The 13886-nt window shown below is 37.4% G+C and carries 12 protein-coding genes; 4 read left to right on the top strand and 8 right to left on the bottom strand.

The genetic code is table 11. The features are described 5' to 3' along the window. Window positions 1-134: 134 nt before the first annotated feature. The 3 genes from ACEN25_RS15240 to ACEN25_RS15230 form a co-directional block, all read right to left on the bottom strand. Complete coding sequence (locus ACEN25_RS15240) at window positions 135-806, bottom strand: tRNA1(Val) (adenine(37)-N6)-methyltransferase (protein WP_441803712.1); 672 nt, start codon at window positions 804-806, stop codon at window positions 135-137. A 72-nt stretch (window positions 807-878) separates the two neighbouring features. Then, complete coding sequence (gene rimM / locus ACEN25_RS15235; RefSeq protein ID WP_441803667.1) at window positions 879-1403, bottom strand: ribosome maturation factor RimM; 525 nt, start codon at window positions 1401-1403, stop codon at window positions 879-881. An 11-nt stretch (window positions 1404-1414) separates the two neighbouring features. Further along, window positions 1415-1951, bottom strand: coding sequence for a 30S ribosomal protein S16 (locus ACEN25_RS15230; RefSeq protein ID WP_028376806.1), 537 nt, complete (start codon window positions 1949-1951; stop codon window positions 1415-1417). Between the two features lie 175 nt (window positions 1952-2126). On the opposite strand from ACEN25_RS15230, the gene ACEN25_RS15225 reads away from it, so the two are divergent. Beyond that, a complete protein-coding gene (locus tag ACEN25_RS15225; protein WP_441803666.1) occupies window positions 2127-2987 on the top strand; it encodes a DUF6252 family protein in 861 nt (286 codons plus the stop codon). On the opposite strand, the gene ACEN25_RS15220 is transcribed toward ACEN25_RS15225, so the two are convergent. The 4 genes from ACEN25_RS15220 to ACEN25_RS15205 form a co-directional block, all read right to left on the bottom strand. After that, a complete protein-coding gene (locus ACEN25_RS15220; RefSeq protein WP_441803665.1) occupies window positions 2984-4528 on the bottom strand; it encodes a PepSY-associated TM helix domain-containing protein in 1545 nt (514 codons plus the stop codon). The two genes, ACEN25_RS15225 and ACEN25_RS15220, sit on opposite strands and share 4 nt — an antisense overlap. Window positions 4529-4533: 5 nt before the next feature. Next, on the bottom strand, window positions 4534-4833 hold the full coding sequence (locus ACEN25_RS15215; protein ID WP_441803664.1) for a hypothetical protein: 300 nt from the start codon (window positions 4831-4833) through the stop codon (window positions 4534-4536). A 283-nt stretch (window positions 4834-5116) separates the two neighbouring features. Then, window positions 5117-5839, bottom strand: coding sequence for a DUF4198 domain-containing protein (locus ACEN25_RS15210; protein WP_441803663.1), 723 nt, complete (start codon window positions 5837-5839; stop codon window positions 5117-5119). Window positions 5840-5848: 9 nt separating this feature from the next. Then, on the bottom strand, window positions 5849-8275 hold the full coding sequence (locus tag ACEN25_RS15205) for a TonB-dependent siderophore receptor (RefSeq protein ID WP_441803662.1): 2427 nt from the start codon (window positions 8273-8275) through the stop codon (window positions 5849-5851). Between the two features lie 263 nt (window positions 8276-8538). Here ACEN25_RS15205 and mgrA point away from each other — a divergent pair, with 263 nt between their 5' ends. The 3 genes from mgrA (at window position 8539) to ACEN25_RS15190 (ending at window position 11434) form a co-directional block, all read left to right on the top strand. Beyond that, on the top strand, window positions 8539-9546 hold the full coding sequence (gene mgrA / locus ACEN25_RS15200; RefSeq protein WP_441803661.1) for an L-glyceraldehyde 3-phosphate reductase: 1008 nt from the start codon (window positions 8539-8541) through the stop codon (window positions 9544-9546). Between the two features lie 129 nt (window positions 9547-9675). After that, on the top strand, window positions 9676-10545 hold the full coding sequence (locus ACEN25_RS15195) for a phosphatase PAP2 family protein (protein WP_441803660.1): 870 nt from the start codon (window positions 9676-9678) through the stop codon (window positions 10543-10545). Window positions 10546-10654: 109 nt separating this feature from the next. After that, a complete protein-coding gene (locus ACEN25_RS15190; RefSeq protein WP_441803659.1) occupies window positions 10655-11434 on the top strand; it encodes a DUF1206 domain-containing protein in 780 nt (259 codons plus the stop codon). Between the two features lie 35 nt (window positions 11435-11469). On the opposite strand, the gene ACEN25_RS15185 is transcribed toward ACEN25_RS15190, so the two are convergent. After that, window positions 11470-13845 carry a prolyl oligopeptidase family serine peptidase gene (locus ACEN25_RS15185; RefSeq protein ID WP_441803658.1) on the bottom strand — a complete coding sequence of 792 codons (2376 nt, stop codon included), beginning with the start codon at window positions 13843-13845 and terminating at the stop codon, window positions 11470-11472. Window positions 13846-13886 lie beyond the last annotated feature (41 nt).

The following is a 13886-nucleotide window of genomic DNA, read 5'->3' as shown; positions in this document are numbered from 1 at the left end:
AATATTTTCATTTTAAATATTTTAAATTTAAAATGATTGAATTAATAGCGGTTATACTCTTTGTTTTTGTAGAAAATGACAAAAAATCTATAACTAATATTACAATTTTTTAGATTAAAATGCTCAAATGAGCGCTACATTTTGAGGTAGAAATCTTTGACAAGATCTATGTATTGAGACGTGTAGACATGTCTTTCAATCTCAATAATTAGCGTGTCTTCTTCCGGTTTAGTTTCTTGAGTGGTAAAAGCTATTAAAGAACGCTTGGGAGATGTTGCTGCAGCAGTACCTTTTACACGCGTGATTTTTGAAGGATATAAACCTGTTTTTGAAGCAAGGCTTAAAAATTCTTCTTCACGTGCGTTGGGAATTATTACACAAAAAATACCGTTTGTGTTTAATAAGTGACGGGCAGAAGCAACCAGTAAATCAAAAGGCATTGCGTCTTCAAAACGTGCTTGCTCCCGAGCTGAGTTTTTTTGTTCGGTAAGGGGGGCATTTCCTTCAAAATAGGGAGGGTTACATACAATTAGATCGTATTTATCTTCAATTTCTGTTGCGAACTCATATAAATGTGCGTGATAACAAAAAAGGCGATCTCCCCAGGGCGCATTTTCAAAATTAGACACGGCTTGCTCGTATGCAGCATCATCAAGCTCTAAGGCATCTATAAGCTCGGCGTCAGAGCGCTGAGCAAGCATTAAAGCAATAATGCCGGTACCGGTGCCTATATCAAGTATAGCATCTGGAAAATGAGTTACCGGTGCCCAGGCACCCAGCAAAACGCCATCTGTACCTATTTTCATGGCACATTGATCCTGAGCTATTGTAAACTCTTTAAATTTAAAAGGCTTTGACACTTAGAAAATAATTAGAGGCTAGATGTAAATATCAATCAAGCCTTCTGGCGCATCAATTGTAATGATTTTTGTACTGCGATCTACTTCTTTGATAAAGTCATCATTAATAGGAATCAAGACTTCTTTGCCTTTATGATCAATTTCAAAAAGGGCCTGAGAGGTATTATCGTTTACACCGGTTATGGTGCCCACTTCCCCAAAAGAAATATCTTTTACCGTAAAACCTATAATCTCGTGGTAATAAAACTGTGTGCCTTCAAGTTGAGGTAACATTGAAAGCGGTAAAAAAAGTTCTGCATTAATTAGATCTTCTGCATCTTCTTCTGTGTTTACGTCTTCAAAATCAATACGAAGTAATGTAGATTTATGCAGCTGGCAAGAATGAATAAAAAATGGAACCAGATTGCCGTTAAAATCGACAAATACTGATTCCAGATTTTCATACATTTCAGGCTCATCGGTATCTAGCTTAGCTAGTAACTCGCCCTTAAAACTAAATTTCCGCACGATTTTGCCCAGATAGAAACATTCTTCTTTGCGCATCGTGAGTTTTTTTATTTAGCTTCTTCGTTGTTTTCTTCAGTCGCAGGAGCTTCTTCAGTTGCAGCTTCTGCCTCAGGAGCAGCCTCTTCAGCTACTTCTTCAGGTTGAGCAGCAGCAATACGAGCTTCGTTTGCAGCTTTTTCAGCAGCTAAAGCCTCTTTCTTTGCCTTTTCCTGTTCTTTAGATAGATTGTCTTTTTTAGACTCTACTTTAGAAGATTTTTCTTCTAACCAAGCATTGAATTTTTCTTCCATTTGCTCCTCAGTAAGCGCACCTTTACGTACACCACCGGCTAAATGATTTTTCAATAAAACACCTTTGTAAGAAAGTAAACGTTTTGCAGTTTCTGTAGGCTGAGCCCCGTTTTGCAACCATTTTACTGATGAATCTACGTCTAAATCAATAGTCGCAGGATTTGTGTTTGGATTGTAAGTTCCTAGTTTTTCTAAGAATTTACCATCACGTTTAGCGCGCGTATCTGCGGCTACTACCCAATAAAAAGGTTTTCCTTTTTTACCGTGTCTTTGTAATCTGATTTTTACTGGCATAAAAATTAATTTTTGAGGTACCCGACCTCGATTATAATTTGTTGAATACTATAATTAAACACAGGCTTAAAAATAGTTTCTCTAAATGAGGGCGCAAATATACTACAATTTTCTGGCTGTCAATACGTTTTTAATCTATAATATCTTAAATTTGATTCCTTATACTTAACGTGTTATGTTGAAGAACCTTGCTGCTTTTTTAGGTCTGCTTTCTATTATTTCCTGTACAGACGATGTGAGCTTCAACACACCGGCTTTTCAAGCGATACGTGACACGGTTTTTTTTAAAGCTAATATATCTAGGGCAGAAGTTGTTGATGAAGATAATTTTGAGGTTACTGTTCCCGGCAATTCGGTACCGGTAATTCGCTTATCGGGTATATTAAATGAAGAGCAGGTAAGCCTTACGCTACCTTTTTATGGTGAAGGTGTTTTTAATATAGAGCCTGATAATCCTACTTACGCAACGTATATTTCGGCCTCCGGGAAAGAGTTTTCGACGCTAATTGATGGTGAAGGCTCAATCGTAGTTGAGCGAATAGAAGATAGTACGTATACGGGATCTTTTAGATTTAGGGCGCGATCACAGGTAGATAGCAGTGATGTGTATTTTACTAAAGGCTATTTTTATGAAGTTCCTTTTTATAAAAAACCACCGGTTCCCGAAGAAATTCCGGTAGTTGCAACTTCTTTTTACTGTAGAATAAACGGAAATACATTTAATCCTATAAGTGTTAATGCATCAGCTGGTTCAACAGCTATATTAGGGTCTGGTAATCAAAATACTGTTATAGTACGATTAGTTTTCCCGAAAAATGTTGAACCGGGTACCTATCCATTAACAGATTTTTCAGTTACGAGTCCTTATCAGGCTTCGTATCAATCTTCAAATACAAACCCAATAGTTCAAAGCGGAACACTAACCATAACTTCACATAATAGAGATGCAAGATCTGTAGGAGGCACATTCTCTTTTACAGCACAAGGATCGAGTACTGTGCAAATAACAGATGGTAGATTTGGGTTTAACTATTAACTATTAGATTGCTTTATTTTAAAAAAAGCAAATAGAGTACAGGTTGCTAAAATGATCCAGAATAGATCTACAAATGCAATTTGATAATTAGCCGCCGCAAAATTTTTCCAGATTCCGGTACCGGTCATAATATAGTTAGCTATAGGTATCAAAAAACCAAAGATACTTCCCCATAACAAACTGAATTTTATACAATAAGTTCTGTTTTTTCTAAGTATTAAATACAAACTTGCCAAAGCCCAGATTCCTAAATAAAACCAGTATAACGACGTCTCATTATATGGGTATGCAAATTTGACTACGACAAAGCTAACCGCAGTTACAGGATACATACTTAAACAAATTGCGAGGTAAACCAGAGCGACTCGCCTGTAAAACGTTCGCTTTTTTATGGGAGCATTCTTCTTGTCTCTTGCCAGCAACCAAATCATCACACCAGAGATTATAACTACACAGGTAATGATGCCTAATAAAAATGAAATGATGTGTAGTAAGTATCCTCCATAATCTCCAAAATGTAACCGATACATTACATTTTTTACGCTGTCAAGATATGAGGCATTAGCGTATGGGTTTTTTATAATCGTTGTTTCGCCAGTAGCTACACAATATTGTAATTGTCCGGGAGCATTAAATTTTGCACTATAATCCTGCTGTCCCTTAACAGTGACATACATATTAGCGTCGCCGTAATTATTTATGATTAACTCGTTTATATTAAAGTCTGGCCAATCTGTTCTGGTATTTTTTAAAACTAAATCGAGTTCTGGTTTGCGTGCTAATTTTTGATTTGCAAACTCAAATGAGGGTGTGTTGTACTCCAGCTCTTCATATATTTTTTGTTCATCACCACCATATAGGGTAATCGCTGCAGGAGAAAGCAGTAAAATTTTAAGCATAAAAAAGGCTCCGGTTACAGCAAGTACAAATTGAAAAGGAAGTCCTATAAAACCCAGTGCGGTATGCGCATCGGTCCATAAAGTTTTTAATTTCGCCCACGGGCGGAATGTATAGAAGTTGCTTATTATTTTTTTCCAGTGAATAAGCAATCCTGTAAGTATCGCAATTAGAAAAAAGAAAGCAACAAAGCCGGAAACATAATAACCTACCGGATAAAAAAACTGGGTTAGAAAATGAAGTCTGTATAAAAACTCGCCCAGCGTGTAGGATTCTGTATAGGTTTGCTCAGTAAACTCTAGCGGATCTAAATAAAAAAAATGTGCTCCGGCATCCGGTTTTTTTAATAAGGTGTCTTTTTGAGCAGTCAGATTTACACTAACACGTCTTTCTGCATAATACGTCTTAAGAGTTATATCTCTGCTATTTAGGTTGTAACGTGAATTGAGACTGTCTAGTATAGGATCTATCTGAGCAGGTAAGTTATCATTTGTTAACGCATTTTGATTGCGTTCCCAGGCAATGATGTCATCTCTAAAAAATGAAAAAGAACCTGCAAAAAAAATGATATATAATGCCACGCTAATCACGATACCACTTACCGTATGTAAACTAAAAAACAGATTGTAAAGTCGATTTCCCATAGTTATTATAGTGTGGGTTGATTAGCTGGTACACAAAATAAAAGCATCCCCAAAATCACCGAAATACCGGTATAAATTACAAGGGCATGCCAGGTTTTCTTCGGAATGTATGCAGTTATAAATAAAACCGCCCAAAGAATAAAGCCGCTAAAAGTAAATGTTACTAGAGCTATGCTTTTTGATACATATGATGCAGCTAGTAAATGTACTAATGTTGTTATTGCATAGCCACCTACAAATCCTGTAAGTAGGCGTAGGAGGCGTTGTGCCCGGGAAGTCGTTAAATATTTTGAGTTTGCCGGCACTATTATTTAGTTTTAAAAAGATTTAAAGGAGCTAGAATTAATAGGAGGCAGCTAAAAGTCATCAAGGTGATGCTGGCCGTAAAAAAACCTGAACCAATGCCCAATTCATTCATAAAAATACCATAACCTATACATAGTAGGTACAGTCCGAAAGAATTGAGAACCCATCTATTCTTTGGGGTTTTAGTTTTTTCTATGGTAGCATTTTTAGGTTGGTTCTTACGCGATGTAGTATACATCAGGTAAAAACCAACCATTAGCAAGGAGCAGGCGATAACTAGCATTAAGGTAAGCTGGTATAAGTGGCACAATGCCAAATAAATTGATAATCTACCCCTTTAAAGGCTCCGGGTGTTTTTTCATTATGAGTTACTTCAACGATATATTTTGTGCTAAACGGTTTTGCATAGCTTATGATGCCGTTTTCGTCTGTGGTAATTTTTTTTGTCCATAAATCAAGCATAGATACTGTAGCTTCTGCTTTGTTTAAAGGAGAGCCATTGTATAAAACCTGTAATTTAACTTCGTTAGATTCGTTTTGCAGTTCTTTAATTACGAGACCTTCAGTAAAAAGTGCAGGATTAACAGATTCTTCAGAATTTACATTTACTTGTTTGAATGTTTTATAAACCGGTTTAAATATTCCGAAGTCATATTGTGTATAATCCAGGACATCTATATTTTGATTTTCAAGATACACGAGATAAACACCGTCAACTTTAGGTGTAAATTCGGCAGAATAGTGATCTGTATTTGCTGTTGTTTTAAGGAGGTGTTTTTTTCCGGAAGGGTCAACCAGCCAAAGTTTAAAATCACGTACACCTTTAAATGCTTCACCCTGTACTTCTTCAACAACACCGTAGGCATATTCCCCAAAGAAAACCTGCACCTCCTGAGATTCGTTCAGGTTTCCTTTAGCACTGGTTTCTAACCATAAATAGTGTGCAAATGCAGTGTTTGAATTGCTTAAAAGCACAATCGTAAAAAGTAGGATTAATTTTTTCATCTTTAAATTTTAAAAGTTATAGGTAAAATTGGCGAGCAAAGAGCGCTTGTTTTGAGGACTAATTGTTGACCAGCCTTTGTAATACGATTTATTGGTAATATTGTCTAGCTTTAGTGAAATGCGGTAATCAGAAGTTCCGTAGAAGATTGATGAATTCAAAATGGTATATTCAGGAAGTGTAAAGGTGCCTCCTAAATTTCGGTTGAAGATTTTGTTCTCGCTTGCATAGTTTCCACCAAAACCAAAACCTAATCCTTCTAATTTACCGGCTGTTAATTGGTAACTTGCCCAAAGATTCATAAGATTTTCAGGCCCTGCACTTTCTGGTCTTAGGCCTTTAAAATCTGCATCTCCTTCTACAAGCTTACTGTCGTTATAACTATACCCGGCTACAAGATTTAAGCCATCTATGGGATTTGCTATTAGACTGGCTTCAAAACCTTTACTTTCTTGAGTTCCGTTTTGGGTAAAGAAATAATTATTGGCATCAACATCTACGCGCAGTGTTTTGTCTTTTACCTGTATGTCGTAATAGCTTAATGTGGCGCTAATTCTGTTTTTATAAAGATTGAATTTTGTACCTACTTCAAACTGGTTTGCCTGCTCGGGATCAAGAGTTCTTAATGTGGTAATACCAGCTGCAAGTTCTTCTACAGGTGCCGTATTACTGAAACCGTTCATGTAATTTGCAAAAATAGATACCTTATCTAAAATGGGTTGATATACTAAACCAAATTTTGGAGACAGTGCCGTTTGTGCGTGATTGTTATTGCTAAAGCGATCAACACGTAAACTTAACATCGCAGAAAGTTCTGGAAGAATATTTATGACATCTGAAGCGTATGCGCTAAAGATTTCCTGTTCAGACTTTGATGGATTTATAGCTGAGTTTTCTAATAAAGCATTAGTGCCCGCCTGGGTTAATATACCAGAATCATCTGTAAAATTAGCAGGATCTGTATTTCCAAGTACTTCTTCATTAAACTCCTGAAGGTTGTCGCCTATATAAATCATACCATTTGCCACGTAGGGAGAACTGTTGTTAGTTATGGTGTTTTTATAATAATCAAGCCCCACGACCAGCCTATTGCGTACCGAGCCTATTTTAAAATCTCCTATAAAATTTTGCTGTAGGTCTGTAGCATTTGTTTCTGAATTCTGCTTGCTGATATAACGGGAAAGACTAATCCCTTCATCGAGTGTGGTATATTGTGTGCCTTCATATAAATAGGAGTAATAGCCATCAGATTTTGACGACGAACTCGAGAAAGCAGTCTGAGAGGTCCAGTTATCATCTAATTTATAATTCATCTGTGCCTGAAGACTATATGTTGGGGTTTCTATATACAAGTCATTACCGGTATAGGAGCGGTTGATATCATAACCAAGCTCTTCAATAGTATGCACACGAAGGGGTGCAGCACGGTCAAGAAAAAGCATAGTTTGGTTGGTGCTTTTTCCATTATAAAATTCAGTATTTAGAGTAAATGAGAGGCGGTCATTTACACGGTAAGCTAATGAGGGAGCAAAGAAAAAAGACTTCTTAAAACCTGCATCTTGATAACTGTTTTGAGTGTGATAAGCGGTATTTACGCGTAAGGCGATGTCTTTGTCCTGACTTAATAAAGTGTTCACATCTGCAGTAACTCTATTAAGACCATAACTACCGGCGGTATATGACAATGTACCCCCAAAACCGAAAAACGGTTTTTTAGTAGTAATATTTATAAGTCCACCATAAGAAACTAAACTGCTACCATATAGTGTTCCTGAAGGACCTTTAATCACATCTATATGTTCAATATTTGCAGGGTCAGGACTTCCGTTAGTTAGTGCAGGAAGACTATTTACGAGATTAGGTTGTGTTGCAAAACCTCGCAGCGAAAAATAGCCGGCACCATCGCTGCCGCGACCCGTAGATTCCCAAAGCTTATCTATACCAGGAGCATTTTTAAGCGCATCATCAAAGTTAGTAATGACCTGCTCTTTTAATAAAGCTGAAGTTATACTCGTATAGACCTGAGGATTTTCGATATCAGCAAGAGGCATCTTAGAAACACTCATACTCATCGCTCTATTAAACTTATTGTGTTTTATGCCATTAATACTTACCGCTGCAAGTTGTTCCTGATTTTCTTGCAACGTTAGTACACCAAGTTTTTTAGTTTCTCCATCGGCAAGTGTGAGATTTAAGTATTTTGTTTTAAAACCTATGTAAGAAATTGTAATACGGTAATTACCCGCTGGGATTTGATCAAGTAAAAAATTTCCATTAAAATCTGTTGTAGTCCCTAGATTAGTTCTTCCTACATCAATAGTTGCTCCTTCTAAAGGTTGAGCTGCTGAATTTTGAACTAAGCCCTTTAATTGCGCAGTTTGAGCTGAGGCCTGAATAGTGATTAGCGTAAAGAGAAAAATACCTATAAAGTTACGCATTGTTATTTAGATTAAATTAATATAATTTTGAAAGGCAAATGTATTTGTGATTTTGTAAACATCAAAACTTATTTAGACTTAATTTAAATAGATAATTATTACATTTACTCATTAATTTGATAGTCAGTTGTTTGATTTGTTATTTTAATATATAATTAACAGATTAGCCTATGTAAAATCTAATTTTGAAACGACTTTTATTGTTCAACCAGGTGTTCTAATTAGCTTATTTTTACAATAACTTTCCTTTAAACTCAACCGCTATGAATGTGACTTCTAAATATTTGGCTGCAGACAATCGCTATGAAACTATGCGCTATCGCCGTTGTGGAAGGAGCGGAATTAAGTTGCCTATGATTTCTCTGGGATTGTGGCATAACTTTGGTAATTCAGCAGATTTCACAAACGGAAGATCAATTTTAAGAACCGCATTTGATAAAGGGATTACGCATTTTGATCTCGCTAATAATTATGGTCCGCCGTATGGTTCTGCAGAGACTAATTTTGGTCAGATTTTTAAAGAAGATTTTAAACCGTATCGGGATGAACTTATCATTTCATCAAAAGCTGGTTATGATATGTGGCCCGGACCTTATGGAGATTTTGGTTCGCGAAAATATTTAATCTCCAGTTGCGATCAATCATTAAAGCGTATGGGCTTAGAGTACGTAGATATATTTTACCATCACCGTCCAGATTTAGAGACACCGCTTGAAGAAACCATGGGTGCGCTAGATCAGATTGTACGATCTGGAAAAGCCCTTTATGTAGGTATTTCTAATTATGGTGCAGCACGTACGCGTGAAGCGGCAGCGATTTTAAAGCAGCTGGGAACACCTTTTCTCGTGCATCAGCCCAGATACAATATGTTAGACCGTTGGGTTGAAGATGGTTTGCTAGATGCGTTAGATGAGACCGGTCTGGGAAGTGTGGTTTTTTCACCTTTACAGCAAGGATTATTAACAGATAAATACCTCAACGGAATCCCAAAAGATTCACGCGCGGCTAATTCTATGTATCTCTCTGAGGACCGAATTACAGAAGATCTCATAAATACGGTTAAGCAATTAAATACGCTTGCAAAAGAGCGTGGCCAAAGTCTTGCGCAAATGGCCATTAGCTGGTTGCTAAAAGATCACAGGGTGACTTCGGTATTAGTTGGGGTGAGTAAAGTTGAGCAGCTTCAGAACAATATAGATGCGTTATCTAATCTTGAATTTTCTGATGACGAACTTTCAAAAATTGAAGTACTACTGAAAAAGAATTCTTAATCACAGCTTTAATTTTATATTTTCCTGGCATTAATTGTAATCTAAATTGCATTTAGCAGACTATATGGGCTGAAAGTTTTAAAGTAACCTTTCATCCTAATCATTTTATTAAATAAGACGAGTGCTGCTATGCCAAAAATTACGCTTTCCCTGTTACTTATTTTGCTACTAAAGGTAGCTCCTGCATTTGCTCAGGATAGCCTTTTTGTTGCCTTTAACACCGATAAAAAAAATACATTATGGAATGATTTTACCTATGATATGGGTAATGTCGTAGGAGGTGTAGGTTTTGCGTATTCAAGGCCGTTGCATTGGCAGAGTGATGATTTTCTAAGGTTTGGAGGTGTTGCTGCAGGAACTACAGGTCTTTTTTTACTAGATGATGAGATACGCAAAACACTCGTTTCTCATAAAGATGATGTGCCGCCTCTTCTTTTAGATTTTGGCTATTATTCTGGAGCACCCCAGAATAATTATGGAATTACGGGAGCGGTTTACCTCACGGGTTTATTTACTAAAAATGAGAAATTAAGACGTACCGGAGTTTTAATGATAGCCTCAGCAACTGCCGCGGGAGTTGTACAACAAATAAGTAAATCACTGGTAGGAAGGGCACGACCGGGAGCCGGTTTCGGAAATCACCATTTTAAACCTTTTGGCGGTAGTTCTTCATACCGTTCTTTTCCTTCTGGTCATGCCGTTCTTACGTTTACAACAACCTACTCTATTGCAAAGCAATTTGACAATAAGTGGATTAAAGGAGGTATTATAGGTGTAGGTTTAATACCGGGCTTAAGCCGAATTTACGAAGAAGCACATTGGGCAAGTGATGTGGCTTTAAGTTGGGCGATGAGTGCATTTATTGTAGAAGCAATAGATAAGTATCTTGATAGAAAATATGAGCAAAAATACAACCCTGATCTTGCTGCTAAAGAATCAAATTTTGAATGGAATCTTACCTTCAGCGGAGATCAAATAGGAGTTGTACTTCAATTTTAGAAATTGAGCTTTTGTTTTATTGAATCAATTTATTTAAGTACATTTTACGCTTTACCTTAATGCAGTAAAATATTTTATTTTCAACCTGTTTAATTGTTTACCCAACTTTTTGAATTCTAAGAAAAATATTTATGCCCGTTCGGGGCTTTTTGCAAAGGCAATTCTCTTTTTAGCAATTGGGGTTATAACTGCTATGGAAGCTTTTGGCCTGGGCGGTTTTAAAGCAGGCAGCTTTACCCTTATGGATGTTTTAGCTAAACAGGAATTTGGAAACGCCTTGCTTATCTTGTGGGCAGTTGCACTTTTTGGGTATGTCTTCTGGCGGGTTTATGAAACCATTGTTGATAATGAGGACTATGGTACGAGTATTATAGGTTTAGGCCAGCGTATCGGATTTTGTTTTGGTGGTCTAGTCTATGCGTTTTTAGCTGTCAGCGCGTTGCAAGTGGTATTCAACCCAGACGGAACAAGCTATTTAACAACCACAGATTTTCAAAAATTTATTCATACAGATTTTGGGAGAATTTGTGTTGTAGGAGCGGCTTTAGGGATGATGGGAGGTGCTTTAAATGAGTTTTATATCGCTTTTTCGGGTATTTTTAAAAAGACTATAAATATAGATGCCATACGCCCTAAACTTCAAAGAGCGGTGATGAGTTTTGGTACTATAGGGTATGCCTCTCGCGGTTTTACAGTAAGTATAGCTGCATTACTTTTACTGGACTCAGCATATACCACCCGCGATATTACGAGCGCAAATAAAGAAGCTGCATTTTCATTTATGCAATATGCCTTTGGCGACCTTATTTTAGGGTTGATCGCCATAGGCTTTATCGTTTATTCCATGTATGTATTTGTTGAGGTGCGCTACCGTAAGATTGATATGTAATTTATAAAATGTGGTATTCTTTTAATTCTCTTAATTTACTTTCCAAGTAAACTTTTATTAAACAACTTTAGAATACGTTTATACTCATCTGTCCAGCTGCTGGGTTCTATAAACCCGTGACTTTCTACCGGGTAAACTGCTAGTTCCCAGTTGTTTTTTTCCAGCTCGATTAAGCGTTGTGTTAACCGCACCACATCCTGAAAATGAACGTTAGTATCTACCATACCATGCTCTATTAGTAAATCTCCCTGTAAGCCTTCGGCAAAATAAATAGGAGAAGAGCGCTTATAGGCTATTGGGTCTTGAGTAGGTTCGTTTAAAATATTTGCCGTATAGCCGTGGTTGTAATGTGCCCAGTCTGTAACAGAGCGCAAAGCAGCACCGGCTTTAAATGTTTCCGGCTCGTTAAAAAGTGCCATTAATGTTATAAAACCGCCATAGCTTCCGCCGTAAATACCTACTTTTTCAGGATTTATACCGTAATTTTTGATGAGATATTGTACACCATCTACCTGGTCAGAAAGATCTTTTCCGCCCATATGGCGATAAATTCCTGTTCTCCAATCGCGACCATAACCGGCACTGGCACGGTAATCAATATCAATAACGGTATAGCCCAGGTCGGTCAACATATTGTTAAACATGTATTCTCTAAAATAGCTAGACCACCACTTATGTGCATTTTGCAAATAGCCTGCGCCGTGTACAAATACTACCGCAGCACCATTTTTTACTGAAGTTTCAGGAACATACAGGCGTGCAGGTACCATAGCACCATCTGCAGCTTTAAATTGTATGTTTTCTGGTATGCGCCACGGGTAACTTTTAAAGGCATCAGACTGGCCGCTGGTAAGTTGCTTAGCGGTTTCTGAAGCTGAGGTTTTCTTAAAATAGAGTTCCCAGGGTTTGTTACTGTATGAATTACGTATCGCCATATACTTCTCGTCTGGAGATAGTGCAACTTCATTGTTGCCGGGAAGCGTAGTAAGCTGCCTCATAGTACCGCCCATCACCGGCATTTTATAAAAGTGACGCTCACCCGCATTTACTTCCGATGTGGTTAAAAACCACGACTTTTTATCATTAGATAAAAACGGATCAAAAACCTCATATTCCCCTTGTGTGAGGGCTTTTTTCTTACCGCTATTTACATCAAGCAGATACAGGTGTGAGTACCCACTTTCTTCAGACTGAAAATAAATATGTTTATTATCTGGCAACCAGCCTAAAGTACCGCCACCAAAAGACCAGCCAATTCCCGGGCCGGCAATCCAGGCCTCGTCGCGCTGGCGATCTAAGGTTTTAAGACTGCCATCTTCAAGGTTTATAAGGGCAATCCAGCGGTCTTTATTATCTTTAGAACGCACATTTACAATGGCTTTGCTTCCGTCGTTAGAAAAGATAGCTTGCGATACAATAACTTCACGTTCTTTAGCCTCCCACTCTTTATCTGGGTAATCAGAAACATAATCAGGTAAATCTGTAATTCCCGTTAATTTTGAAGGGTCTACACGATATACCGTATCTTTTTTACGGTTATAAATTGCTAAAGAAGATTCGGTATTATCATCGCCTACTTTGCTGCGTGTACGTAAATCTTCGGTATAACCTGACGCATCTACATAATTAGGTACATTAGTGCTTTCTCCACGATCGCGCTTTGTCAATACAATAGTTACAAAATTTGCGTTAGGAGCAACCTGTAAACTGTTAATAGATTGTTCGCCCGAGTAAAAGACAAACGGTTCTGGGTCTGCTGTCATCTCGCGGTAGGCTTTAGAAAGAGAGTCCTGTTCTTCGCGCTCTCTTACGATCTGCAACAGGCCTAGGTTTTCTTCTTTTAACCATTTATTTTTATCAGATAACTTTTTATCCTTATCATCTGTTGCTTTTCCTTCTTTAAAATTGGTAAGTTTTTCTAGACTTCCTTTTGCAGTATTAAAAACATAGGCATTGTTTTCAAACGTAAAAGCGATTTTATTTTCATCTGAAAGAAAAGTAGCATCGCCCAATCGTGCCCCCAGATCTACTATTAAACTAGATTCATTTTTCGCTACATCATAGAGGTAGAGGGCATTGTCTTTAGTGTATAGTTTTTTAGTTTTTGAATTATTAAAACTGCCATACGAGCTAATCATCGCTTTGCGCTCAGCGAGCGACACTTTTTGAATTTTATCAAGTTTGTTAACTTCTATTTTATAGAGACTATCGCTTGTATTGCCGTCAGGATTGTAATCAAAATAGATGGTGTTGCTTTGCGTTCCCCACTGTACATTTTCAGGAAAGTTACCCATCCATTTAGGATCTTTCATTATTTTTTCTACGGAAAGAGCGCTGGTTTGAGCAGAAACAGTAGGATTGCTGAAGCACATAAGGGCAACCAGAAGGGTGCCTAAATAGAATTTAAACATAGAATATTCTTGAAAATTAGAGAACAGCCTGAAAGTTACAG

The sequence above is a fragment of the Leeuwenhoekiella sp. W20_SRS_FM14 genome, from assembly GCF_052119605.1.
GTDB lineage: Bacteria > Bacteroidota > Bacteroidia > Flavobacteriales > Flavobacteriaceae > Leeuwenhoekiella.
The sequence above is the reverse complement of the archived record's forward strand: the minus strand, read 5'-3'. Positions and strand labels throughout refer to the sequence as shown.

Bases quoted from the DNA above. Each gene is read 5' to 3' on its own strand.
- ACEN25_RS15195 (WP_441803660.1), top strand. From the start codon at position 9,676: ATGCCAAAAATTACGCTTTCCCTGTTACTTATTTTGCTACTAAAGGTA.
- ACEN25_RS15220 (WP_441803665.1), bottom strand. From the start codon at position 4,528: ATGGGAAATCGACTTTACAATCTGTTTTTTAGTTTACATACGGTAAGT.
- ACEN25_RS15240 (WP_441803712.1), bottom strand. From the start codon at position 806: ATGAAAATAGGTACAGATGGCGTTTTGCTGGGTGCCTGGGCACCGGTA.
- ACEN25_RS15230 (WP_028376806.1), bottom strand. From the start codon at position 1,951: ATGCCAGTAAAAATCAGATTACAAAGACACGGTAAAAAAGGAAAACCT.
- rimM (WP_441803667.1), bottom strand. From the start codon at position 1,403: ATGCGCAAAGAAGAATGTTTCTATCTGGGCAAAATCGTGCGGAAATTT.
- ACEN25_RS15210 (WP_441803663.1), bottom strand. From the start codon at position 5,839: ATGAAAAAATTAATCCTACTTTTTACGATTGTGCTTTTAAGCAATTCA.
- mgrA (WP_441803661.1), top strand. From the start codon at position 8,539: ATGAATGTGACTTCTAAATATTTGGCTGCAGACAATCGCTATGAAACT.
- ACEN25_RS15185 (WP_441803658.1), bottom strand. From the start codon at position 13,845: ATGTTTAAATTCTATTTAGGCACCCTTCTGGTTGCCCTTATGTGCTTC.
- ACEN25_RS15205 (WP_441803662.1), bottom strand. From the start codon at position 8,275: ATGCGTAACTTTATAGGTATTTTTCTCTTTACGCTAATCACTATTCAG.
- ACEN25_RS15225 (WP_441803666.1), top strand. From the start codon at position 2,127: ATGTTGAAGAACCTTGCTGCTTTTTTAGGTCTGCTTTCTATTATTTCC.